The sequence below is a fragment of the Clostridium malenominatum genome (genome assembly GCF_039521365.1).
Lineage (GTDB): Bacteria > Bacillota > Clostridia > Clostridiales > Clostridiaceae > Clostridium_AW > Clostridium_AW malenominatum.
Map to the genome: position 1 here is coordinate 1327374 of NZ_BAAACF010000001.1, position 25714 is coordinate 1353087.

Annotated in this window: 26 protein-coding genes and 1 other annotated feature; all 26 genes read left to right on the plus strand. The window is 31.1% G+C overall.

Annotation, left to right across the window (positions count from 1 at the left end):
- The first annotated feature begins 113 nt into the window (after positions 1–113).
- On the plus strand, positions 114–1151 hold the full coding sequence (locus tag ABDZ69_RS06680) for a C45 family autoproteolytic acyltransferase/hydrolase (protein WP_343768002.1): 1038 nt from the start codon (positions 114–116) through the stop codon (positions 1149–1151).
- Between the two features lie 20 nt (positions 1152–1171).
- Entirely contained in the window at positions 1172–2089 is a 918-nt protein-coding gene (locus ABDZ69_RS06685; protein WP_343768004.1) for an AEC family transporter, read from the plus strand.
- Positions 2090–2098: 9 nt separating this feature from the next.
- Complete coding sequence (locus ABDZ69_RS06690) at positions 2099–2881, plus strand: histidinol phosphate phosphatase (protein WP_343768007.1); 783 nt, start codon at positions 2099–2101, stop codon at positions 2879–2881.
- 12 nt (positions 2882–2893) lie between these two features.
- Complete coding sequence (locus tag ABDZ69_RS06695; protein ID WP_343768010.1) at positions 2894–3391, plus strand: flavin reductase family protein; 498 nt, start codon at positions 2894–2896, stop codon at positions 3389–3391.
- A gap of 15 nt (positions 3392–3406) precedes the next feature.
- Positions 3407–4321 (plus strand): hypothetical protein, encoded by a 915-nt coding sequence (locus ABDZ69_RS06700; protein WP_343768011.1) that lies wholly within the window; start codon positions 3407–3409, stop codon positions 4319–4321.
- A gap of 7 nt (positions 4322–4328) precedes the next feature.
- Positions 4329–5603 (plus strand): replication-associated recombination protein A, encoded by a 1275-nt coding sequence (locus ABDZ69_RS06705; RefSeq protein WP_343769604.1) that lies wholly within the window; start codon positions 4329–4331, stop codon positions 5601–5603.
- A 157-nt stretch (positions 5604–5760) separates the two neighbouring features.
- Positions 5761–6198 carry an RrF2 family transcriptional regulator gene (locus ABDZ69_RS06710; RefSeq protein ID WP_343768013.1) on the plus strand — a complete coding sequence of 146 codons (438 nt, stop codon included), beginning with the start codon at positions 5761–5763 and terminating at the stop codon, positions 6196–6198.
- Between the two features lie 6 nt (positions 6199–6204).
- Positions 6205–7392, plus strand: a complete 1188-nt coding sequence (nifS, locus tag ABDZ69_RS06715; protein WP_343769606.1) for a cysteine desulfurase NifS — start codon at positions 6205–6207, stop codon at positions 7390–7392.
- Positions 7393–7394: 2 nt separating this feature from the next.
- Positions 7395–7826: a Fe-S cluster assembly scaffold protein NifU gene (gene nifU / locus ABDZ69_RS06720; protein WP_343768015.1), complete on the plus strand. Its 432-nt coding sequence runs from the start codon at positions 7395–7397 to the stop codon at positions 7824–7826.
- Positions 7827–7902: 76 nt separating this feature from the next.
- Positions 7903–8970 (plus strand): tRNA 2-thiouridine(34) synthase MnmA, encoded by a 1068-nt coding sequence (mnmA, locus tag ABDZ69_RS06725; protein WP_343768017.1) that lies wholly within the window; start codon positions 7903–7905, stop codon positions 8968–8970.
- Between the two features lie 82 nt (positions 8971–9052).
- Positions 9053–10138, plus strand: a complete 1086-nt coding sequence (locus ABDZ69_RS06730; RefSeq protein ID WP_343768019.1) for a diguanylate cyclase — start codon at positions 9053–9055, stop codon at positions 10136–10138.
- 111 nt (positions 10139–10249) lie between these two features.
- Positions 10250–10744 carry a PRC-barrel domain-containing protein gene (locus ABDZ69_RS06735; RefSeq protein ID WP_343768021.1) on the plus strand — a complete coding sequence of 165 codons (495 nt, stop codon included), beginning with the start codon at positions 10250–10252 and terminating at the stop codon, positions 10742–10744.
- A complete protein-coding gene (locus ABDZ69_RS06740) occupies positions 10741–11763 on the plus strand; it encodes an AI-2E family transporter (protein WP_343768023.1) in 1023 nt (340 codons plus the stop codon). The genes ABDZ69_RS06735 and ABDZ69_RS06740 overlap by 4 nt, the downstream gene beginning before the upstream one ends.
- A 49-nt stretch (positions 11764–11812) precedes the next feature.
- Positions 11813–11991: a binding site (T-box leader), on the plus strand.
- A gap of 64 nt (positions 11992–12055) precedes the next feature.
- Positions 12056–14695, plus strand: a complete 2640-nt coding sequence (gene alaS / locus ABDZ69_RS06745) for an alanine--tRNA ligase (protein WP_343768025.1) — start codon at positions 12056–12058, stop codon at positions 14693–14695.
- 77 nt (positions 14696–14772) lie between these two features.
- Positions 14773–15021 carry an IreB family regulatory phosphoprotein gene (locus tag ABDZ69_RS06750; RefSeq protein ID WP_343768027.1) on the plus strand — a complete coding sequence of 83 codons (249 nt, stop codon included), beginning with the start codon at positions 14773–14775 and terminating at the stop codon, positions 15019–15021.
- A 58-nt stretch (positions 15022–15079) separates the two neighbouring features.
- Positions 15080–15493, plus strand: a complete 414-nt coding sequence (gene ruvX, locus ABDZ69_RS06755; RefSeq protein ID WP_343768029.1) for a Holliday junction resolvase RuvX — start codon at positions 15080–15082, stop codon at positions 15491–15493.
- Between the two features lie 24 nt (positions 15494–15517).
- Complete coding sequence (locus ABDZ69_RS06760) at positions 15518–15787, plus strand: DUF1292 domain-containing protein (protein ID WP_343768031.1); 270 nt, start codon at positions 15518–15520, stop codon at positions 15785–15787.
- A 147-nt stretch (positions 15788–15934) separates the two neighbouring features.
- Entirely contained in the window at positions 15935–16384 is a 450-nt protein-coding gene (locus ABDZ69_RS06765) for a Fur family transcriptional regulator (protein ID WP_343768033.1), read from the plus strand.
- Between the two features lie 31 nt (positions 16385–16415).
- Entirely contained in the window at positions 16416–18083 is a 1668-nt protein-coding gene (locus ABDZ69_RS06770; RefSeq protein ID WP_343768035.1) for a ribonuclease J, read from the plus strand.
- Between the two features lie 30 nt (positions 18084–18113).
- Positions 18114–18464: a YlbF/YmcA family competence regulator gene (locus ABDZ69_RS06775; RefSeq protein ID WP_343768037.1), complete on the plus strand. Its 351-nt coding sequence runs from the start codon at positions 18114–18116 to the stop codon at positions 18462–18464.
- 125 nt (positions 18465–18589) lie between these two features.
- On the plus strand, positions 18590–20413 hold the full coding sequence (gene typA, locus ABDZ69_RS06780) for a translational GTPase TypA (RefSeq protein WP_343768038.1): 1824 nt from the start codon (positions 18590–18592) through the stop codon (positions 20411–20413).
- Between the two features lie 14 nt (positions 20414–20427).
- Positions 20428–21438 (plus strand): endolytic transglycosylase MltG, encoded by a 1011-nt coding sequence (gene mltG, locus ABDZ69_RS06785; protein ID WP_343768039.1) that lies wholly within the window; start codon positions 20428–20430, stop codon positions 21436–21438.
- 20 nt (positions 21439–21458) lie between these two features.
- Complete coding sequence (locus ABDZ69_RS06790; RefSeq protein ID WP_343768041.1) at positions 21459–22112, plus strand: O-methyltransferase; 654 nt, start codon at positions 21459–21461, stop codon at positions 22110–22112.
- The gene (locus tag ABDZ69_RS06795; protein ID WP_343768042.1) at positions 22105–23331 is read left to right on the plus strand and encodes a peptidase U32 family protein; all 1227 of its coding nucleotides are present in this window, start codon (positions 22105–22107) and stop codon (positions 23329–23331) included. The genes ABDZ69_RS06790 and ABDZ69_RS06795 overlap by 8 nt, the downstream gene beginning before the upstream one ends.
- A gap of 39 nt (positions 23332–23370) precedes the next feature.
- Entirely contained in the window at positions 23371–23997 is a 627-nt protein-coding gene (gene udk, locus ABDZ69_RS06800) for a uridine kinase (protein ID WP_343768045.1), read from the plus strand.
- A 61-nt stretch (positions 23998–24058) separates the two neighbouring features.
- The gene (locus tag ABDZ69_RS06805) at positions 24059–25699 is read left to right on the plus strand and encodes a penicillin-binding transpeptidase domain-containing protein (RefSeq protein ID WP_343768048.1); all 1641 of its coding nucleotides are present in this window, start codon (positions 24059–24061) and stop codon (positions 25697–25699) included.
- Positions 25700–25714: the final 15 nt, after the last annotated feature.

A 25714-nucleotide genomic window follows, 5' to 3' on the forward strand; every position in this document is an offset into this window, starting at 1 on the left:
GATTTAGCCCCCTTATGAATTAATTTTTATTATATTATACTACATATTTAAAAATATAAAATTATTTTTAAGTTTTTTGTATTATAATATTATTGAATAAGGGGGTTTGTAGCATGAAAAATAAAATTAAACTTATTGAAGTTAAGGGAAGTCCTTATGAGAGAGGATATAAATCTGGAGTGGAATTAAAATATGCAATTAAATCTTGTATTAAAGCATATGTAGATTTAAAAAATAATAAAGAATTAATGGATAAAATGTTATATATAAAAGCTCTTACAAAGGAGGTTTTTCCAGAATATTTACTAGAAGTGGAAGGAAGAGCTGATGGTGCAGGAGTAGATAGGGATTTATATTTTTTAATAATGTGTGCAGAATTACTGAACGAAGGGGTTGGGTGCACAACTTTGGTATTTAAGAGAAAAGATGGTACAATAATATTAGGACACAATGAAGATGATAACTATACTCCAGGAAATTCTGCATTGACTAAATGTTGGAATAATGAAGACTGGTTTGTAACCTATGATTATTGTAATATGCCTTTTGGAAACGCTTTTAGTTTCAATAGTCACGGTATAGTAAAAACTATAAACTATTGTTATAGTGAAAATGTGTCTACTAAAGGTATACCAAGATATTTTCTTCAAAGATATATAAGTGAAGCTAGTAGCCTTGAGGATTTTGTTAAAAGATGTAGTATAGACAATAGAGGCTCCGGCTTTCATGCCGTAGCTTTAGATTCTAAAACCAATAAGGCTTTATCTATAGAAGTTAGTGCAAATAAGATAAGCGTTAAAGAAATTCATAACCATTATGTACATACTAATCACTACATTCATCCAGGTATCTTCTCGGTAAATGAAGAAGTGTCCGCGGGAAGTACTTCCCCATTTAGATTAAAGAAGGCAGGAGAATTACTAGAGGAAAAGATAAATAAAGTTGGCGATAATATAAGTATTAAAGACTTTGAAGAAATTTTAAACTATAGAGGTAAGGATTACAAGAGTTCAATACTTGGAATAAAAGAAGAGCCTAATTTTACCTGCTCAAGAATTTTATATGACACAAAGGTTACAGATAAAGTTTGGATGGAGTTTTTTGAAGGTGAGGAACATTATTATCAAGATTATAATAAATTTAATATATAATAATTTTTAGGGGTCTGGAAATGCAAAGTGATATAGTAAATCAGGTAATTGTTTTATGCTTTGTTATGCTGATTGGTTTTTATGGAAGAAAAAAGAGGATTATCAAAGAAGAAATGTTAAAAGGTTTAACAGAAATGCTTCTTAATATAACATTACCAGCGTTGTTGCTGGCTACTTTCAATTCTACTTACTCAAAGGAAGTTATGCAAAATGTTATTAAAATATTTTTTTATTCTTTAGGAATACACATATTCTTTGCCCTTGGCAGTAATATATTTACCATTAAATCAAAAGATGAAAGAAAAAAAATACTTAGATTTGTCACCATATTTTCAAATTTTGGATTCATGGGATACCCTATTATGCAAGGGGTTTTTGGGAATGTAGGAGTCTTTTACGCATCAATATTTGGTGTTCCTTTTAATATATTGCTTTTAACCTTTGGAGTAATACTTTTTAACAAAGAGAGTAAAGAGGATATAGATATTAAGAAAATTATATTTAGCCCTGGTATAGTATTTGTAATAATAGGACTAGCCACTTTTGTTTTTAAAATACCTTATCCAAAAACTATTTACAAAACTTTAGAGATGGTTGGAGCTATGACCACTCCATTATCTATGATGATTGTGGGAGCAAATTTTTCTGGAGTTTCAATAAAAAGCATCTTAAAGGATTTAGATTTATACTATATATCCTTAGTAAGATTAATTTTAGTTCCGTTAATAACCTTTGGAGTTTTAAGTCTACTTAAAGTGGATACTTATCTTTTAAAAATATGTGTTATACTTACAGCTATGCCTGCAGGAGCCATGGTTTCCGTATTTTCAGAGAGATATGATAGTGATAAAAGTTTTGCAGCAAAATGTGTTTTTACCACTACAGTTCTATCAATTATAACAATACCAATTGTAATAACATTATTGAATAAAATTTAGGAGGATAAAATGTTTGATTGTCATGTTCACACAGATTTTTCTACAGATTGCAATATGCATATAGAGGAGGTTTTAGGTAAAATAGAAAATAATAATTTAGGAGTAATAATAACAGAACACATGGACTTAAACTTCCCAGAACAGGGGGAGTTTGTGTTTGATGCAAATAAATATTTTAAGGAATATGGTAAATATAGAGGAGATAAGTTACTTCTTGGAGTAGAACTAGGGATGAGGATGGATTGTGTAGAGGGAAATGAAGAAATTCAAAAGGAGTTCCCCTTTGATTTTGTAATAGGTTCTCTCCACCTATTAAATTATGATGATAATTACTTTGATATATTTGGGAAAGATTTATATGAAGGTAGGAGTAAAAAAGAGGTTTATAATAATTATTTAAGTAAGATGTATCAGTGTATTAAAGCACATAGTTTTGTGGATGCTCTTGGACATATTGATTTTATTAGCAGGTATTCTCCATATGAAGATAGGGAAATATATTATAAAGATCATGGAGATTTAATAGATAGTATATTAAAAACCTTAGCCGAAAGAGAAGGAGCAGTAGAAATTAACACTAGAAGATTTGGGGATGAAAGGGCTATAAGGAACTTAAGTAATTTATACAAAAGATTTAAGGAATTGGGTGGTGAGTATGTAACCATAGGTTCTGATGCTCACATGAAGGGTAATATAGGAAGTAACTTCTTAAAGGGATTTAAACTAGCTGAGGAATGTAAACTAAAGCCAGTATATTTTAAAAATAGAAAAAAAGAATATATGAAATTTTAGGAGGAATGGGAAATGAAGGATTTTACTACTAATATGGGAAAAGCTATGGAGGTTATGAGAGATAAAGGGGCCTTTCTTACTGTAAAAGACGGTGACAAGATAAATACTATGACCATAGGATGGGGAAATATTGGCTACCAATGGAAAAAAACCATATTTACTGTAATGGTAAGGAAATCAAGATATACTTATGAACTAATAGAAAATGTAGATGAATTCACTGTAAGCCTTCCCTTAAATAAGGATATGAAAAAAGCTCTTGGAGTTTGTGGAACAAAATCTGGCAGGGATATGGATAAATTTAAAGAGTGTGGTTTAACTCTTAAAGAGAGTAGGGTTGTAAAAACTCCCATCATAGGAGAGTGTGATATGCATTATGAATGTAAAATAATATATAAACAAGAAATGGATGAGAGTTTACTTTGCGAGAAAATAAAGGATAGCTCATATAAAAATGGAGATTACCATGTACTATATGTTGGGGAAATAGTAGATTGGTATATTGAATAGAAGGAAGAGGGTATTATGGGATTATTAAAAAAAGTATCTATAATAAATAAGCTAGCCTACAGTAAAGTAAAAGAAAAGGTTAAATGTGAATATGTATCCCGTAAAAATATAAATTCCTGCATGATTAAAGAAGAAATTAAAGAAGAAGAAAATTCAAAAAGAGAAAGCTATTTTAAGGAATTAAAAAAGGAAATAAAAATATCTAAGGAGGATAGAAAAGAAAAAAATAAAAAGCTATCCACCTTAGAGAGGGTAAAAGGGGAGTTTAGAGGCATACCTGTTATATCTGTTGTTGATGATATTGTAGAGGGCGCATCCCAAATAGAGAAAGTAAAAAAGTTTGTTACAGAAAATCCAGAAGACCCATTAGCTTGGCTTATGATGGCAGAATGTATAAAATATCATAAAAAGATATTTTTGATTATTAACTTAGCAAAGACTCCAATAGATCCAATAGGAACGGTTCTGGATATAGGGGTTGAGTTTGGTGGAGACGCTATAGAAGGCGCCATTGATAAGGATAAGTGGACTTATAAACGTGCTTTGTTAAAAAGCCTTAATTTAGGTTTTAAAGCTTCTTTAAAGGATGAAAAAACCTTAGTATGCATAGGTAAAAGCGCTAAACTTTTAGCTGCCTATAGTAAGGATCCTATAGAAAAGGAAAATTATTCATTAATAGGAGATAAGTATTTAAGAAAGGCCTTAGAGATAGGGAGTAGAGAGAGTAAAAATGAAATATTATTTTACTTAGATAAGCTTTCTAAAAATAAGGTAAAAAAGTTTAAATATGCTTATAATAGCAATAAGCTTATATCTATTGTCAATGGAGGCTCCAATGCGGTAGTTAAACAAAGCGGTAAGGTAGTTAATACCCTAGAGAAAATTTTAGATAATACTTTAGATAAACTTATAAAAGAAAGGAAAGTATAAATTGAGTATAGCACCTTTACCAGAAAGAATAAGGCCCACGGATTTACATGAGGTAGTGGGTCAAAGGCATATTCTCGGTGAGAATAAAATTTTAAACAGAATTATAAACTCAGGCAGAATTTCTAATATGATTTTTTATGGCCCTCCAGGTACAGGAAAAACTACAGTGGCAAATATAATAGCTAAAAAGGCTAATAAAAGCTTTTATAAATTAAATGCTACAAATGCATCTTTAAGTGATGTGAAAGAGGTAATTTCTTCTACGGATACACTGATGGGATTAAATGGAGTTTTGTTATATTTGGATGAAATTCAAAATTTTAATAAAAAACAACAGCAATCCTTATTAGAGTATATTGAAAATGGAAGAATTACTTTAATTGCCAGCACCACAGAAAACCCCTATCATTATATATATAAAGCAATACTGAGCAGATCCACTGTTTTTGAATTTAAACCTATTAATAAAGATGATGTGATTTGGGGATTGAAAAGAGGGTTAAAGATTATAAAAGAGGAGTGTAATAACAAAATTATACTTGAGGAAGAGGCTTTAGATTACATTGGGGAAGTCAGCGGCGGAGATTTAAGAAAGGCATTGAACGGTTTGGAAGTAGCCATTTTTTCTACGCTACCTAATTCTAATGGAGAAATTTATGTAGACTTAAATATTGCTCGAGACTCTACCCAAGGGAAAATATTAAATTACGACAAGTTTGGAGACAGTCATTACGATGTTTTAAGTGCTTTTCAAAAATCCATTAGGGGAAGCGACGTAGATGCATCTTTGCACTACTTGGGAAGACTTATTGAAAGCGGAGATTTAATATCTATTTGTAGAAGGCTATTAGTTATAGCCAGTGAAGACATAGGGCTAGCATATCCTAATGCAATTACCATAGTGAAGAGTTGCGTGGATTCTGCAATGCAATTAGGACTTCCTGAAGGGAGAATACCACTGGCACAGGGGGTAATACTTCTTGCAACTTCGCCTAAATCTAATTCCGTAGTAACTTCCATAGACAAAGTTATAGCGGATTTAAAGAATAAGGATGTAGGAGATATTCCAATTCATTTAAAGGATAGTCATTATTCGGGAGCGGAGTCTTTGGGGAGAGGAATAGGATATAAATACCCTCATAGCTATAAAAATAACTATGTTAAGCAACAATATTTACCAGATAATATTAAAAATTCAGTGTATTATTATCCAGGGGATAATAAAATGGAGAAACAATTTTATAATTATATTAGAGAATTAAAAGAAAATAGTAAGGAATAATAAGGGGAATTTTAACTAAAACTACCCTTATTATTTTTTCGATGTTTTTTTAGAGAATTTTACTAATTTATAGTTGACAGCTTTACTCTGATTTGATATTATAATCTTGAAATCACAGTAAAACACTCAACTTTAAAATTGGAGAAGGGGTGATTACATGAAGCTATCTACAAAGGGTAGATACGGCGTAAAAGCCATGGTAGATTTGGCGATTAATTGTGGTGATGAGCCAGTTTCAATAAAGACAATATCGGAAAGACAGAACATAAGTGAATATTACTTAGAACAACTCTTTGCAGTACTTAGAAAAGGTGACATTATAAAAAGCATTAGAGGGGCTCAAGGGGGATATATCCTTAGCAGAGAACCAAAGGATATATCTATAGCTGAGATTATAGAACTATTAGAAGGGCCAGTGGCTTTATCTGACTGTATTTCTGAAGATAGTTGTGAAAATACTAACTGTTGCCCCACTAGATTATTATGGGTAAGAATAAAAGAAAGTATAGAGAATGTAACAAGATCGACAACTTTACAAGATTTAATAGATGACAACAATAGACTAAATAGCTCTTCACGAAAGGAGAAATTATAAATGGAAATGAAAAAAGTATACATGGACTATTCAGCAACCACATATACAAAACCAGAAGTTTTGGAGGAAATGATTCCCTACTTCACAGAAAAATTTGCTAACCCATCATCAAAGTTTTATTCAATTTCTCAAGAACCAATAGCGGCAATAAATAATGCCAGAGAAAGAGTGGCTAAAGCTATAAATGCAAGTTCTGATGAAATCTTTTTTACAGCAGGTGGAAGTGAAGCAGATAACTGGGCTATAAAGGGTGTAGCTTTTGCAAATAGAAAAAAAGGTAATCATATTATTACAACTAATATTGAGCACCATGCAGTATTATATGTATGCCAGTACTTAGAAAAACAAGGGTTTGAAGTTACTTATTTACCAGTAGATGAGCAAGGATTAATAAAAATAGAAGATTTTAAAAATGCAATTAAGGATACTACTATTTTAACTACTATAATGTTTGCAAATAACGAAGTAGCTGCAATTCAACCTATAAAAGAAATAGGTAAGATATGTAAAGAAAGAGGAGTTATTTTCCACACAGATGCAGTTCAGGCTATCGGTCATATAGAAGTTGATGTTAAGGAAATGAATATAGACTTACTTTCTATAGCAGCACATAAATTCTACGGACCTAAGGGTATTGGTGCCTTATATATAAGAAAAGGTATAAAGCTAGATAACCTAATTCACGGCGGTGGCCAAGAAAAAGGAAGAAGAGCAAGCACTGAAAATGTACCAGGTATAATAGGAATGGGTAAAGCAATAGAACTTGCAGTTTCTCATTTACATGAAGAGAAAGAAAGATTAACTAATCTTAGAGAAAAATTAATAAAGGGTGTAATGGAAAGAATTCCTTACACTAAATTAAATGGACCAACGGGAGAAAATAGGCTTCCAGGAAGCGCTAACTTTAGTTTCATAGGATTAGAAGGGGAAGCATTACTTTTATCCTTAGATTTTGAAGGAATTTACGCTTCAACAGGTAGTGCTTGTGCATCAGGTTCTCTTGATCCATCCCATGTATTATTAGCTTTAGGATTACCACATGAATTAGCTCATGGTTCCTTAAGACTTTCAATGGGATCAGGTAGTACAGAAGAAGAAGTAGATTATGTACTAGAAGTTTTACCAAAAATTGTAGAAAGACTTAGAAATATGTCACCATTATGGGAAGATTTCGTTAAGAAAGGGGAAAAATAATTATGGTATACAGCGAAAAGGTTATGGATCATTTTAGAAATCCAAGAAATGTTGGAGAAATACTAGATGCAAATGGAGTTGGAGAAGTAGGTAACGCAAAGTGCGGAGATATAATGAAAATATATTTAAAGGTTGAAGATAATATAATTAAAGATGTTAAATTCAAAACCTTTGGATGTGGTTCTGCTATAGCATCTTCAAGCATGGCTACAGAATTGATAATGGGAAAAACAGTAGAGGAAGCATGGGAATTATCTAATAAAGCAGTAGCAGAAGCTTTAGACGGACTTCCTCCAGTAAAGATGCATTGTTCTGTACTTGCAGAAGAAGCTATTCACAAGGCAATAAACGACTACAGAATATCTAAAGGTTTAGAACCTTGGGAAACAAAACATCATTCAGAACATCTTCATGAAGAAGTACATGGTGAATAATTAAAAAATGAGAGCTTTCGCTCTCATTTTTTAATTACAGATAATAGAGAGCAATTGATTAAATGGGAGGTATAAAATGAGGAAAAAAGTTTTTGTAGGAATGAGCGGGGGAGTGGATAGTTCCGTTGCTGCTCATCTTTTAAAGGAACAAGGATACGAAGTAGTGGGAATGACTATGAAAGTTTTCCCAGGAAATAAATGTAATGATGGATTAACCGAATCGGAAATAATAGTAGAAAATGCAAAGAAGATTTGTAAAGATTTAGGGATAGAATTTGTTTATGTGGATTTGATTGAGGAATTTAATGAAAAAGTAGTAGATTATTTTATGAGGGAATACGCAAATGGAAGAACCCCTAATCCTTGTGTTCAATGTAACAAACACATAAAATTTGATGCTTTTTTGAAAAAAGCTTTAGACCTAGGAGCAGATTATATTGCTACAGGACATTATAGTAAAATTAATAAAGTTGATGACAGATACTTAATATATAGAGCGGATGATGAGTCTAAAGATCAAAGTTATATGTTTTATAATCTAAAACAACATCAACTAAAACATGTATTAATGCCCTGCGGAGATTATTCAAAGCCTCAAATAAGAGAAATTGCAAAGAGCATAGGGCTAGATGTTTATAATAAAAAAGACAGTGAGGAAATATGCTTCATACCAGATAATGACCATGGAAAGTTTATTTTAAATAACTACAAAGGGAAAATTATAGAAGGGGATTTCGTGGACAAGTCAGGTAATGTTCTAGGAAAACATAAAGGATTAATTTATTATACCATAGGACAGAGAAAAGGATTAGGATTGGCACTTAGAAAACCTGCCTATGTAATTGATATATTGCCATCAAAAAATCAAGTTGTTATTGGAGAGGAAGAGGAGATTTTTAAAAGGGAACTCATAGCAACAGACTTTAATTTTATACCATTTGAAAAACTAACAGAAAAGATGAAAGTTCAAGCTAAAATAAGATATGCATCAAAACCTGCCCCTGCCACAATTGAACTCCATGGGGAAGATAAGCTAAGAGTTGTATTTGATGAGCCACAAAGAGCTATAACTAAAGGACAATCCGTTGTATTCTATTTAGAAAATCTTCTTTTAGGTGGAGGAGTTATTGAGGAGATAATATAGTTGACAATTGTATAAATTTAGAGGAATATATATTATAGAAAAACAATTTGTCAATTCATAGCGTTTAATAGGGGAGAGTTTTATGATTAGGGATTTATTTATAAATGGAGCTATTTTAATATCATTTATTTCCCTTGGAAATCAATTTCTAAAAGATAGAGATATAAATGTAAAGTCTTCATTAAAAGTTAAAATTCTTTGCGGTATAGCTACTGGTTTTTTAGGATGTATACTTATGATGTATAGTGTGAAGGTTTATAAAAATGTAATTGTAGACTTTAGAACTTTGGGCATATTACTAGCATCAATTTTTGGTGGTTTTACCTCATCTGCTACCTCAGGAATAATCATTGGATTATTTAGGCTAACTTATTTTGGAGTATCGCCAACATCAATGGTTCCATGTAGTACTGCAATTTTTATAGGAATAATATCTCCATTTATTACTTCAAAATTTACTTCTTTAAAAAAGAAATGGATATATTCCTTGTTATTTTCTAATACAGTTGTAAGTCTATCTTTTATTCCATTATTGGATAATATAGAAGTGACAATTAAAACAATAGCATTTTATTGGATAGGTACAATATTAGCATCTATCATTGTGTTTTACTATATATGCTATCTTTTAGAAGCAAATGAAATGTACAGAAAATATAAAGAAGAATCTACTAAAGATTTTCTTACAGGATTAAATAATGTAAGACAGTTTGATAAAGCTTTCAATAACATAACGTCCAAACTAGAAGAAAGGGACGAAAAATTTTCTATTGCAATTATTGATATAGATTTTTTTAAAAAAGTAAATGATACTTATGGACATGCAGAGGGAGATGTTATTTTAAAGGAATTAGCAAATGTTTTACTAAAGAGCTGTCGAAGCTTTGACATAGTATCGAGAATTGGCGGAGAAGAATTTTCTATAATGCTATTAGACTGCCCTTTAAAGCAAGCAATGGAAATAGGAGAAAAAATACGTTTATCAGTAGAAAAACATGATTTTATTTTATCAGATAATAGAACAATCAACATAACTGTATCCATTGGGATATCAACCTATCCTGAATGTGAAAGGGATTTTAACAAATTATTAAAAGAAGCTGATGAAGCTTTATATAAAGCAAAGCAAACGGGTAGAAATAAAGTTGTTTTATGCAATTACAAATAAGAGAGTAAGGTTATATTTAATAACTTCACTCTCTTTATTCTATAATAAAGGGATATTTTTTACGCATAGGGTAAAAATAAAAGGAGCATTAACAAAAAGTGGAGTGATAAGGTGTATAGAAAAAAAGATTTTTTATTTATGGATGTTTTCGATGTGAAAGGAAAAAATATTGGTTGTATCAAAGACTTGATAGTAGATTTCAATAGAGGGATTGTACTAGGCTTTACAATTATATCCTATAGAATATTTCAAGCTACTCAATATATATTAAAAGAAGATATTATATCCTTTAATAATCATATGGTAGTTTCTAAGTGTAGAAAGGGAAGTTTAATTGGACTTAGCGAAATAAAGCTTATGGATGTTATAGATTTAGAAGGAAATATAGTGGGAACTTTAGAGGATATAATATTTGAGGGCAAAAATTTTGTTATAAACGGAATTGTTATATGGACGGGTTATTTGGCAAGCTTATTATACGGAAAAAAAATAGCGTTAATTAAAGATATAATTTTAGGAGAAGATTCAATACTTTACTTTGGCAATAAGGAAACCATATCTTTTTCAAATACACCAAGTACAATTTTATTTAAGAGTGTAAAATGAGAAAGTTCAATATTATAAAATATAAAAATTTAATAGTAATTTTTGTAATAGTAGTATTCTTATTGCTGTTTAGATTAAATATTGTAAAGCAAATCTCCTTTGTTTTATTTTTATCTTTTATATGTGCATACATAATAAAACCTATATATTTAAAGCTAGTTTCTTTAGGAGTGAAAAAAAGCCTTTCTGCGTTTTTATTAATCATATTTTTTATTGTGTTATTAATTGTAAATATTGTTTTTTTAATTCCTATATTGTTAAAAGAAACTTCAAATATTGGGGGAGCCTTTATGCAATTAGAAGGAGTAATTGATGATATATATAATAATATGAGGCCATTAAAAGACAATAAAATATTTTTTAATGCATTAGAAAACCTATATTTAAAAATTAATCTTAGTTTAGATACTCTATTTAATAATGTATTTGAGAAGACTTTGAAATTTGGAGAAAGCTTCTTTTCGTTAACTCTAGTACCCATACTATCATATTATTTTTTAGTAGATAGTAAAGAAATTTATAAAATATTTATAACATTATTTCCCCTAAAAAGTAGAAAAGTAGTAAGGAAGATTGTAGAGGATATTGATAAAATTCTTTGTAGATATATTGTGACACAAGTTATACTATCTATAATTATTTGGATTATTACTTTTATAATTTTAGTGATGTTAAAGGTTCAATTTCCTTTTATATTATCTTTTTTAAATGCATTTTTCAATATAATCCCTTATTTTGGCCCCGTATTTGGCTCTTTACCTGCCATTATAATAGCCCTCTTGAAGTCACCTTATACTGCTCTGTGGACGGCTACATGTCTATACCTATTACAGCAGCTAGAAGGCAATATAATATCACCTAAGTTAATAGGAGATAATATAAGCATCCATCCCTTAGTGGTTATAGTATTATTACTTCTTGGAGGGAAACTTTGGGGATTTTTAGGTATGGTTTTAGCAGTGCCACTGGGGGTAATGGTTAAAGTGATTTACGAAGATTTAAACTACTATATTTTTTAATGTATTGACATAAAGGGATTTTTTATTTATAATCGTTATCAAAATGAATATTTTGGCTATGATAAAAAGGAGTAAATATGTTCTATTATATAGAGAGGAAGTGGCTTGGTGAAAACTTCTTATTAGACATATTGAAGGCTGTTTTAGAGCCGTAAATTTTAAGAGATATAGGCATAGTATTTGCTTATATAATTAGGGTGGTACCGCGGATAAGCTTTCGTCCCTTGTGGACTGAAGGCTTTTTTTGTTTTCAAAATTAAAAATTGTTAATATTGATATGGAGGAGATATATATGAAAAAGATGGGTTTAAATGAACTAAGAGAAGCTTATTTAGAATTTTTTAGAGGAAAAGAACATTTAACATTACCTAGTTTTCCTTTAGTACCGAAAAATGATAATAGTTTATTATTAATAAACGCTGGTATGGCTCCCTTAAAGCCATATTTTACAGGAGTTCAAACTCCGCCAAATAGAAGAATGGCTACTTGTCAAAAATGTATAAGAACTGGGGATATTGAAAATGTAGGAAAGACATCAAGACACGGTACATTCTTTGAAATGCTTGGAAACTTTTCCTTTGGAGATTATTTTAAAGAAGAAGTAATTCCATGGGCATGGGAATTTGTAACAAAAACTTTAGAATTACCAAAGGATAGATTATATGTAACTATATATTTAGATGATGATGAGGCTTTCGATATTTGGACTAAGAGCACGGATATTGATCCAACTAGAATTTTTAGACTAGGAAAGAAGGATAACTTCTGGGAAATAGGTCAAGGACCATGTGGACCTTGCTCTGAGATTCATTTCGATAGAGGAGAGGGAAAAATTCTTACCGCTGAAGAATTTGTTAAGGCTGGAGACGAGGACAGAGTAGTTGAGTTCTGGAATTTAGTATTTACTCAATTTGATAAGGATGAATTTGGCAATTACAATAAATTAGCAAGTCCCAACATAGACACTGGAATGGGTCTTGAAAGAATAGCTACTATAATGCAAGGAACAAACAGCATTTTTGAAGTTGATACAATAAAAGCTATATTAGAAGAAGTAAGCAAAGTTTCAGGTGTAGAATATGGAAAAGACAGAAATAATGACATATCTTTAAGAGTTATAACAGACCATATAAGAAGTGTTACCTTCATGATTGGAGATGGCATATTACCATCTAATGAGGGAAGAGGATATGTTTTAAGAAGACTTCTTAGAAGAGCTGCAAGACATGGAAGATTACTAGGAATAAACAATATTTTCCTTAATAAAATTTGTGACGTTGTTATTTCAAATTCCTGTGGAGCATACCCTGAACTTAAAGAAAAAGAAGAGTATATTAAAAAGGTAATAAAACTAGAAGAAGAAAGATTTAGTGAAACCATCGATGGCGGAATACAAATATTAAATGACTATATAGATGAGTTAATAAAAGAAAATAAAAATACATTATCTGGAGAAAAAGCATTTAAGCTCTATGACACCTATGGATTCCCATTAGAATTAACAGAAGAAATATTAGAAGAAAAGGGAATAAAACTAGATATAGAAGGCTTTAACAAGGAAATGAAGGAGCAAAGAGAAAGAGCTAGAGCAGCAAGAGAAGAGTCAAACTATATGGGATCAGAAGATACCATATTAAATAAGCTTCCTAATGAAATAGAAACTGAATTTGTTGGTTATGATAAGGTGGAAGTGGAATCAAAGGTAGCTACTATAGTTGTAAATGAAGGATTCTCCACTGCTATTATGGAAGGTGAAGAAGGGGTTCTAGTTACAGAAAAGACTCCATTCTATGCAGAAATGGGCGGACAAATTGGAGATGTTGGCTTTATAATTGGAAAAGAAGGAAAGGCTGAAGTATTAGATTGTAAAAATAATTTAGCTGGAAAAACTCTTCATTTTGTTAAAGTGATTGAAGGAAAAATTGAAAAAGGTGAAGAAGTAAAATTAGTAGTTGATGGTTTAAGAAGAGACAGTATAAGAAAAAATCATACTGCAACTCATATGCTTCATACAGCTCTTAAAGAAATTTTAGGAAATCACGTTCAGCAGTCAGGTTCTTATGTAGATGAAGAAAGATTAAGATTTGACTTTAATCATTTTACAGCTTTAACTGAGGAAGAGATAAAATCCATAGAAAAGTTAGTAAACTATAAAATTATGAGCGTACTTCCTGTGATAACAGATGTAATGACTATAGAAGAGGCTAAAGAAAAGGGAGCAGTAGCTTTATTCGATGATAAATATAAAGCAAATGTAAGAGTGGTTTCAGCAGGAGATTTTAGCAAGGAGCTTTGTGGAGGAACTCACGTAGGTAATACTGGAGAAATTGGAGTATTTAAAATAATTTCTGAAGCAGGTGTTGCTGCAGGGGTTAGAAGAATTGAAGCGTTAACAGGAATGAATGCAATAGCTTATATGGAAGAAAAAGAAAATGTAATAAAAAATTTATCTCATGTACTAAAATGTGGAGAAAAGGATATACTAAATAAAGTAAATGCTCAAATTTCTGAAATGAAGATTAAAGATAAAGAAATAAGTGAGCTAAAGAAAGAATTAGCTAGTGGGTCTGAGGAAGCATTATTAAACAACATTAAAGAAATTAATGGTGTAAAATTTATATCAGGAGTAGTAGAAGATATTGATGGAGATGCTTTAAGAGATTTAGGAGATAAATTAAGAGATAAACTTGTAGATGGAGTGGTACTACTGGGAAGTTTAAATGAAGGTAAAGTTCAATTCTTAGCCATGGCATCAAAGGGAGCAATAGCTAAGGGAGTACACTGCGGAAAAATAATAAAAGAAGTTGCAACTGTTGCTGGTGGCAGCGGCGGTGGAAGACCAGATATGGCTCAAGCAGGTGGTAAGTTACCAGAGAAAATGGAGGAAGCTATAGCTAAAGGAGAAGAATTATTAGCTAATTTATCAAAATAGTATACAATTTTACATTTATGCTATATAATATATTTAATCAATCATTCCTTACATGTAGTAAGAGAGGTGAAGATATAATGGGAAATGATCATACTATACAATTTGATGTAATGAAAAATAAAAAAGATTTGACTAAGCAAATACTAACAGAAGTATATGCTTCATTAAAGGAAAAGGGATATAATCCAGTAAATCAAATGGTAGGATATTTAATATCTGGAGACCCAACCTATATAACTAATTATAATGGAGCCAGAGCTTTAGTTAGAAAGCTAGAACGAGATGAGATTTTAGAAGAGGTATTAAAAAGCTACTTAAATATTTAGTAAAAATGCCCTAAGTGGCATTTTTACTTTTAAAATGCACATAATAAAGGAGAAAAATATGAGAATACTAGGTCTTGATATAGGTGATAGAACTATAGGAGTTGCAATTAGCGATCCTCTAGGACTTACTGCTCAAGGTATCACAACGGTTAAAAGAAAGGGCATAGAAAGAGATATAGAGGAAATAAAGAATATATGCTTTGAATACGGAGTGGAAAAAATAGTAGCTGGATTACCTAAAAATATGAATGGTACTTTAGGCCCTCAAAGTGAAAAAGTAAAGTCGGTTTGTGAAGCTTTAGAAACAAACCTTGGAATAGAAATAATAATGTGGGATGAGAGACTAACCACTGTTGCGGCACATAGACTTATGCTAGAGGCTGACTTATCTAGAGAAAAGAGAAAAAAAATAGTTGATAAAATTGCTGCAACCTATATATTACAAGGATATTTAGACAGCATATATAAATAAATAATTAATTTAGAGGTGGATTTTATGGAAAATGATGTAAGTACAATAGTTTTAACAGATGAAAATGGAGAGGAAATAGAGTTTGAAGTCCTAACAAAGCTTGATATTGAACAAAATGAATATGTAATCGTAGTGCCTATGGGTGAAGAAACAGATGAAGCAATAGCTTTAAAAGTAGAAACAGATGAAGATGGTAATGAAGTATTAATAACCATTGATGATGAAGAAGAATTTGCATTAGTAGCTGAAGCATATGAAACATTGTTTTCAGATGAAGAGGATGATTTAAATTAAATAATTTAAATTAAATAATAAAGCTATGTGATGAATACACATAGCTTTATTATTTAAAATCCATGATTAATTGATTATCAATTGACATTCGTTATAATTAACAGTTATAATAAGCTATAATATATATTTAAAAAGTGAGGTACTTATATGGCGGATACTTCTTATGATCAAATTGATAAATTAAAAAATATATTAAAAGAAAAAGGTTATAAGTTGACACCTCAAAGAAGAGCAATTGTTGATATGATATTAAAAAACCAAGGAAATCATTTAACAACGGAAGAGTTATATAATTTAGTTAAAAAAGAATGTCCTGAGATTGGATTGGCTACTGTTTATAGAACAGTATTATTGTTAGAAGAGATGGGGATAATTACTAAATTAGATTTAAATGATGGTTGTAGTAGATATGAATTGGTTAATGAAGACGAAAGTCATCATCATCATCACCTTATATGCACAAATTGTGGTAAGGTAATTGAAGTTGAAGGCGACCTTTTAGAGAGTTTAGAAAACAATATAGAGTTTAAATATAGATTCCAAATTAAAGATCATAGTTTAAAATTCTATGGTTTATGCAGTGAGTGCTCTGAATAGAAAATGAATAAAAAAATAAAGGAGGGGGAAAATGAGGAAGGAAAAAGATAAAGTAAAAATTATTCCACTAGGTGGAGTAAACGAAATAGGAAAAAATCTCACAGTCATAGAATATAAAAATGATATAATTCTTATAGACTGCGGATTGAAGTTTCCAGATGAAGAAATGCTTGGTATAGACTTAGTAATACCAGACATAAGCTATCTCTTAAGAAACAAAGAAAAAGTAAAAGGAATATTTTTAACCCATGGACATGAAGACCATATAGGGGCACTTCCTTACGTACTCAAAGAATTAAATGTTCCTGTTTATGGAACAAGACTAACCTTAGGTATGTTAGAAACAAAGTTAAAAGAGCATAACTTGTTAAGTATTGTTAAACTTAACTGCATAAAACCAAAAGATATTATAAAATTAGAGGATATTGCAATTGAATTTATTAGAACTAGTCATAGTATAGCAGATTCAGTAGCAATAGCTATTCACACTCCAGTAGGAGTAATACTACATACTGGAGACTTTAAAATCGATTATACCCCTATTGATGGATGTGTAGCGGATTTAGCTAGATTTGCTGAGCTTGGGAAAAAGGGTGTAATCTTAATGATGGCTGATAGTACAAATGTTGAAAGACCGGGGTATACCATGTCCGAAAGCACTGTAGGAGAGGCTTTCGAAAATATATTTGCTACAGCCAAAGGGAGAATAATAGTAGCTACCTTTGCGTCACATATACATAGAATTCAACAAGTGATTAGTGCCGCAAATAAATATGGTAGAAAAGTTGCTTTCTCAGGAAGAAGCATGGAAAATATTGTTGAGGTGGCAAAAGAATTAGGATATATTGATGAGGCAAGTGAAGTAATTATCAATATTGACATGATTAACAAGTACCCTAATGATAAAGTGGTTATCATCACTACAGGAAGCCAGGGGGAGCCAATGTCAGCATTGTCCAGAATGGCTGCTTCAGAACATAGGAAGGTGAATATAGTACCAGGAGATATGGTAATTATTTCAGCTACTCCTATTCCAGGCAATGAAAAGCTAGTATCTAGGGTGATTAATCAATTGTTTAAAAAAGGTGCAGAAGTTATATATGAATCTTTGGCAGATGTCCATGTATCTGGGCATGCGTGTCAAGAAGAGCTAAAACTCATGCACACTTTGGTTAAACCTAAGTTTTTTATACCTGTACATGGAGAATACAGGCATTTGAAACAACATATAGAGCTAGCTCAAAGGTTAGGCCTTAATCCAAACAATGGAATAATTGCTGAAGTCGGAGATGTAATTGAAGTTACTAAAGATTCCATAAGAAAAAATGGAACTGTTCCGTCTGGTCATGTGTTTGTTGATGGACTAGGAGTTGGAGATGTAGGTAACATAGTTCTTAGAGATAGAAAGCATTTATCCCAAGATGGAATATTAACTGTAGTTGTTACTATTGAAAAACAATCAGGTTCCGTAATTGCAGGTCCAGATATTATATCAAGAGGATTTGTATATGTTAGAGAATCAGAAGATTTAATGGAACAAGCTAGGAATATAGTTAAAAATGCTCTTAGGGAATGTGAAGAGAAACACATAACTGAATGGGCAAGTATTAAATCTAATATAAAAGAAGCACTTAGAGTATTCTTATATGAAAAAACTAAGAGAAGACCAATGATTCTACCTATTATAATGGAAATTTAATTATTTAATTTAAATAAAGGAGAGGATGCTATGAATATTTACGACAAAGCTCATGAATTTGCGAAAGTATTAAAAACTTGTCCTGAAGTAATTGAATTAAAAAATTCAGGTAAAAAAATTGAAGCAAATGAAACTAATAAAAAAATGTTAAGTGATTTTAGAAAGCTTCAATATGAAGCCTATTCGGAGCAAGTTAAAAATGGGAAACTATCCTCAGAAACAGAAAATAAGTTAAATAATTTAGGAGCAATAATATCAATGAACTCTGACGTTGGCGCTTATATACAGGCAGAAGCAAGGTTTGGAGTAATATGGGAAGATATTATGAAAATAATGAATGACGCAATTGATGTAGATTTAACTTTTGGAATAGGTAAATAATTGTGAAAAGTTGACTTTTATTGTTTTAAATATTAGAATAAATATTAACGACAAAATTCAATTGGATACTACTTAGGTATCCAATTTTTTTGAGAAATTTTATATAAAAAATTGGAGGAACAAATATGAATATATACACTAGAGAAGATATAAGAAATATAGCGATAATTGCCCACGTTGATCATGGCAAGACAACACTGGTAGATGCTTTATTAAAAAACAGCCATATTTTTAGAGAAAATGAAAAAGTAGAAGAGAGAATAATGGACTCTAATGACTTAGAAAAAGAAAGAGGTATTACTATACTTTCTAAAAACACCTCTGTTATGCATAATGGAGTAAAAATTAATATAATAGATACTCCAGGCCATGCTGATTTTGGTGGGGAAGTAGAGAGAGTACTAAAGATGGTAGATAGCGTTCTTTTGGTTGTAGACTCCTATGAAGGACCTATGCCACAGACAAAGTTCGTACTAAAAAAAGCATTAGAATTAGATTTAAGACCTATTGTTGTAATAAACAAAATTGATAGACCAGACGAAAGAGCGGCGGAAGTTTTAGATGAGGTCTTTGACTTATTCGTAGAGCTAGGAGCTTCAGATGAACAATTAGATTTCCCAGTAGCCTATTGTTCAGCAAAAAAAGGAATAGCAAAGGCAGAACTAGATCAAGAAAGCTCTAACATGGATCCATTATTTGATGTTATAATTAATAATGTAAAAGCCCCACAAGGAGAGTTAGACGCTCCGCTACAAATGCTTATTTCCACAATAGATTCAAATGAATATGTTGGAAGAATTGCCATTGGTAAAATAGAAAGAGGTTCTGTTAAGAAAAATCAGCAGGTAGCGTTAATTAGAAAAGACGGTAAAATTAGTAATGTCAAGGTAAGTAATGTTTATGTATATAATGGACTTAAAAGAGAAGAAACTGAAGAAGCAAAATTAGGTGATATAGTTGCAGTTTCAGGTATCTCAGATATTAATATTGGTGAAACCTTAGCTGATAAGGAAACACCAGAAGCTTTACCTTTCATTGAAATTGATGAACCTACATTAAGCATGTACTTTATAGTTAATGACTCACCTTTTGCAGGTAAAGAAGGTGACTATGTTACTTCAAGACACGTAAGAGATAGACTTCTTAAGGAAGTTGAAACAAATGTAAGTTTAAAGGTGGAAGAAACTGAGTCAGCGGATTCCTTTAAAGTCAGCGGAAGAGGAGAGCTACATCTTTCAGTATTAATCGAAACTATGAGAAGAGAAGGCTATGAATTTCAGGTTTCAAAGCCAATGGTAATTTATAAAGACGTTGACGGCGTTAAACATGAGCCAATGGAATACTTAACTATAGATGTACCAGAAGAGTTTATGGGAGCGGTAATTGAAAAGCTAGGACCTAGAAAAGCTGAAATGGTAAATATGACTTCAGCATTAAATGGATATACAAGACTTGAATTTAAAGTGCCAGCTAGAGGGCTTATAGGCTTTAGAGGAGAATTTATGACCGATACTAAAGGAAATGGTATAATGAACCACATATTAAGTGGATTTGAGCCATATAAAGGGGATATACCAGAAAGAAGTAGAGGGTCCTTAGTAGCCTTTGAAGCAGGAACTGCAGTTGCTTATGGTCTTTATAATGCTCAAGAAAGAGGTATTCTATTTGTTGAACCAGGTACAGATGTTTATGAAGGTATGATAGTTGGGGAATGTTCTAGAGGAGAAGATATAGAAGTTAATGTTTGCAAAAAGAAACATTTATCAAATATGAGATCTTCAGGTGCTGATGATGCATTGAAATTAACTCCTGTAAGCCCAATGTCCTTAGAAAATTGTCTAGAATTTGTAACTATGGATGAACTTGTTGAAGTAACTCCAAAGAGTATAAGAATGAGAAAAAAAATTCTTAATAGTGAGATGAGGAAAAGAGCTAATAAGAGAAAATAAGGGATGAGGGGAATATGAGAAAGGACGGTTCAATTAAAGTTATATTGATTATTATTATTGCTTTAGGTATTTCATCATATTTTTATTATTACTCAGTAAGCAAGCATCCTTTTAAAAAGGATATAGAGGAAGTTCGAGTGGTGGTTAATCCAGGAGATAGCTTATATAAGGTATTAGACAACTTAAAAGAAGAGAATAAGATAAGAAGTTTGCTTATAATAAAGGCTTATATAAAAAAGAATAATCTTCAGACAAATATAAAACCAGGGAATTATATTATTAAATCTGATGTAAATTTAAATGTATTTTTAACAGATTTGAATGAAGGCCTTTATAATAAAGATTTAATTAAAATTACTATACCAGAAGGATATGATATTGAAAAAATTGCACAAACTCTTGAGAATAAGAACGTAATAAGTAAAGAAGAGTTCATAAGTGGAGTAAAGCAATATGTTGTTCCAGAGTATATAAAAGAAAAGGGAAATAGAAAATATGCTTTAGAGGGATATTTGTTTCCCGATACTTATATGCTTGCGAAGGAAATGAAGGCAGAAGATATAATCAATATAATGTTTAATAGATTTAATGGGGCATTAAATGAACTAAGAGAAAAGTATAAAATAGATAATGATAAAGTAGATACAATAATAACAGTGGCCTCAATGGTAGAAAAAGAAGCAGAAGCTTCTAGCGAAAGAGGAAAAGTAGCGTCTGTATTCTATAATAGAATGAAAAAGGGTATGAGGATGCAATCCTGTGCTACAGTTTTATATGCTTTAGGTGAGCATAGGGATAAATTATACGATAGGGATTTAAAGGTTGATTCACCATATAACACATATATAATCGATGGATTTCCACCAGGACCAATTGCAAGTCCTGGTATGGCATCCATAGAAGCTGCATTGAATCCAGAGGATACAAATTATTTATTTTTCGTATCCTATAATGATGGAACACATTTTTTTACCCATGATTATAATGAATTTTTAAAGGTTAAAGCAAAAACACAAGGAAACTAAAGAAGCATCAGGAGGAGAATATGAGCGGTATTACTTATGACTATATGGAAGAATATTTAAGAGGGCTTATAAAAGAGGATAGAAACCCACTAATTGAACTAGAAGAATATGCTAGAGAAAATAATGTTCCTATAATTCAAAAAGAAGTGGGAAGGTTTTTAGAAGTTATGTTAAGCTTAAAAAAACCAAAAAAAATACTAGAACTGGGTACAGCTATTGGGTATTCTTCTATTATGATGGCTATGGCTTGTCAAGGTGAGTGCGAAATAGTTACCATTGATAGAGATGAAAATATGATAAAACTAGCAAAAGAAAATATTAAAAAATATGGATACAGTAAGAATATTCATATAATTGAAGGAGATTGCTTAGAAGTCTTAGAAAAACTTGAGGGCGAGTTTGATTTTATATTTATGGATGCAGGTAAAGGTCATTACAATCATTTTTTCCCTCATTGTTTAAGAATGTTAAAAAAAGAGGGAGTTATAGTAGCAGATAATGTTTTATTTAGAGGAATGATAGCCACAAACGATCTAGTAAAAAGAAGGAAGATTACTATAGTAAAAAGAATGAGAAAATTTTTAGAGGAAGTTTCTGAGAGGGAGTTTCTGACTTCAATAATTCCTATGGGGGATGGTATAGCAGTTATAAAAAGGAGGAATGAAGATGAATAAGCCAGAAATATTAGCGCCTGCAGGGAATCTAGAAAAACTGAAAACAGCTATTTTATTTGGTGCTGATGCTGTATATTTAGGCGGGAGTAAATTAAATTTAAGAGCCTTTGCAGATAATTTTTCCGACGAAGAGTTAAAAGAAGGTATAGAATTTGCTCATAGTAGAGGGAAAAAGGTATATGTTACAGTTAATGTTTTCCCACGTAATGAAGATTTGGATGGTTTAGATTATTATATATTACAATTATATAATTTAAATGTAGATGCTATAATAGTGTCCGACCCTGGAATAATTATGACGGCAAGAGAAGTTGCTCCAGATTTAGAAATACATCTAAGCACCCAAGCAAACAATGTTAATTGGAAGTCAGCATTATTTTGGCATAAACAAGGAGTTAAGAGAATTGTTTTAGCGAGGGAACTTTCTATAGAAGAAATAAAAGAAATAAGAGCTAAACTGCCTAGTGATTGTGAACTTGAGGCCTTTGTTCATGGTTCTATGTGCATGTCCTATTCAGGTAGATGTGTAATATCTAACTATATGACTGGAAGGGATGCTAATAGAGGGCAATGTGCTCAGCCTTGCAGATATAAGTACTCTGTTGTAGAGGAAAAAAGACCAGGTCAATATTTTCCTATAGTTGAAGATGATAGAGGAACATATTTATTTAATTCTAAAGATATGTGCATGATAGAGCATATTCCAGAGCTTGTAGATTCGGGGATAGATTCCTTTAAGATTGAAGGAAGAATGAAGAGTTCATACTATGCAGCTTCTGTGGTAAAATCCTATAGAGAAGCTCTTGACAGCTATTTTGAAAATCCTAAGGGATATAGCTTTAAAGAAGAGTGGATGGATAACCTTTTAAAAACTAGCCATAGAGAATATTATACTGGATTTTATTTTGGGGACAAAAATAATATAATTTATGAAAATTCATCTTACATTAGAGATTATGATATAGTGGGTATTGTAAGAGGATATGATAAATCCTCAGGAGAAGCTATAATAGAACAAAGAAATAAAATATTTGAAGGAGATATTGTAGAGGTCTTGAGACCAATAGGGAAAAACTACAATATAAAGTTGGAAAACTTAAGAGATGAAGATGGAAATAAAATAAATGCTACTCCTGTAGCTCAAATGATATATCGGGCAAAAGTAAATGAAGAAGTTGAAGAAAACTACATGTTAATTAAGGCAGCTTCAAAGAAATAAGGATAAATAGTTAAATTCTAGGGGGAGAAAGTGTACAATATGAGAAAGCCAGTTTTAATAGGTATTACAGGTGGTACGGGTTCTGGTAAAAGTACAATAGCAAAAGAGATATACAAAAATTTTAGTGAAAAATGTATAGCTATGATAGAGCAAGATAGCTATTATAAAGATCAAAGCCATCTCACTTTTGAAGAAAGAATAACAACAAACTATGATCATCCAGATGCTTTTGATAATGAGTTATTGGTAGAGCATTTAAACTTATTACTTAAAGGTGAGGTTATTAATAAGCCTATTTATGATTTTGAGAAGCATAATAGAAGAGCTGAAACCATTAAGGTATATCCAAAGGATATTGTAATTGTTGAAGGTATTTTAGTGCTAGAGGACATGGCTTTAAGGAACATGTTAGATATTAAAATATTTGTGGACACTGACGCAGATGTAAGGATAATTAGAAGGTTACTTAGAGATATGAAGGAAAGAGGAAGAACGGTTGATTCTGTTATTACTCAATATCTTGAGGTGGTAAGACCTATGCATATGCAATTTGTAGACCCAAGCAAAAGATATGCGGATATAATTATACCAGAAGGTGGACATAATAAAGTTGCTATAGATGTGATAGTAGGTAATATTAAGCAATTATTGCAAGATGGTAAATAAAATATAGGAATATAATACCTTTCTTTGGCTATAATCATAGTTGAAAGAGAGGTATTTTTTTATGAGAAGAGATAGATTATCCTGGCTATTTTTATCATTTTTAATTTGTTTTATATATGTATATGTAAATATTGTAAAGCTACAATATAATAAATCTGATGAATTAAGCGTTATTGCAGATTCTCAATATACTCAAAAGGAATGGGTATCAGAACTTGGTTATAAATTATTAGATTCTACAAGAAAAGATTTATTAGAATATGTAACTAAATATAATGCAGTAATACTTCCTAATATTTTTATAAGAAATAATACAGAAGTTGAGAGAGAAGAAGTATTAAAGCTAATTTATATACTTAAAAATTATGATGAAGAGTATGACTTGTCAGAGGGGCAGCTCAGTGGTGAATCCCAAAAGTTATACTTCCCAGTAGATAAAGAAACTTATGAAAAGCTTAAAAGAATAAAAGATGTAAAGGGTTTTTATGTTTATTCTTATGAGGAAATCGATAGAAGCGAAGGATGGAAAATTGAAAATATATTATCTAGTACAAGAAATCTTATGGATAACTCTTTAAAGAATTCTAATTCCTTAGAAATGCAAATACAGGAGAAGGTAAAAGATAATAAAAGACCTTATAGAGAATTTGTATTAGATATGGATGGAGATATTACAGTGAAGGAAAATAATGAGGAGAAATTGAATAGAAATATTCTCCTTACTGTAGATAGAAATTTTCAAGATGAAATAAAAGAAATTTTAAATGACAAATACAAAGATTACGAACAAATTGGGGTAATTGTTCTGGAAAGTAAAACAGGAAAAATTGAAGCAATGGTTCAAAAAAATGATAAGCTACCTAATGTAAATATAGGAGCAGAAACATTAAATGGATTTTTCCCAGGATCTATTTTTAAAACAATAATTTTAGAAGGGGTTTTGGAAGAAGGAAAGGTATCTTTAGGAGAAAAATTAACCTGTGAGGGGTTATATGAAAGTAAAAAGGATAAAGATAAAATTGGACATGGAGAGTTAACTGTAGAAGAAGCCTATGTGGTTTCCTGCAACGATATATATTCACAACTGGGAAATAGATTAGGTGAAGATAAATTAATGGAATTATTAAAAGGACAAAATATCTTTTCAAAAGTATTGGGATTTGAAAAAGAGCAAAAGGGTGCTTTGGAAAGCAAAGAATTAAAGGTTGAAGATGGAAGCCTGGGTATTACTGCTATAGGGCAAAACATAAGAATTACTCCCTTGCAGGCGGTTGGAATAGTAAATACTATAATAAATGAAGGAATTTACATAAGGCCTCAGCTAGTAATGGCGATGATTGACAAGGATGGTAAAGTCATAGAGGAATACAAAACAAATAGCGAGAGAGTTATTTCAGAGGAAACTAGCGAAAAGATCAAAAAGGTCATGAAAAAAGTTGTAAATGAAGGAACGGGAATAAGAGCTAAAGTAGAAGGGGCAGAAGTTGGAGGGAAAACAGGTTCTACAGAAAGAATGGAAAATGGAGAGAAGTTCTCAGATGGATGGTTCATTGGATATTTTAATAAAGAGGATAAGTATTATACAGCGGTAGTATTTGTAAAGAATATTAATAAAGATAGTGAAAGCGGAGGAAGTACCGCAGCACCTATATTTGGGGATATTGTAAAGATAAAAAAGGGAGATTTTAAGGCCGCCAATTAAGACGGCCTAGCATAA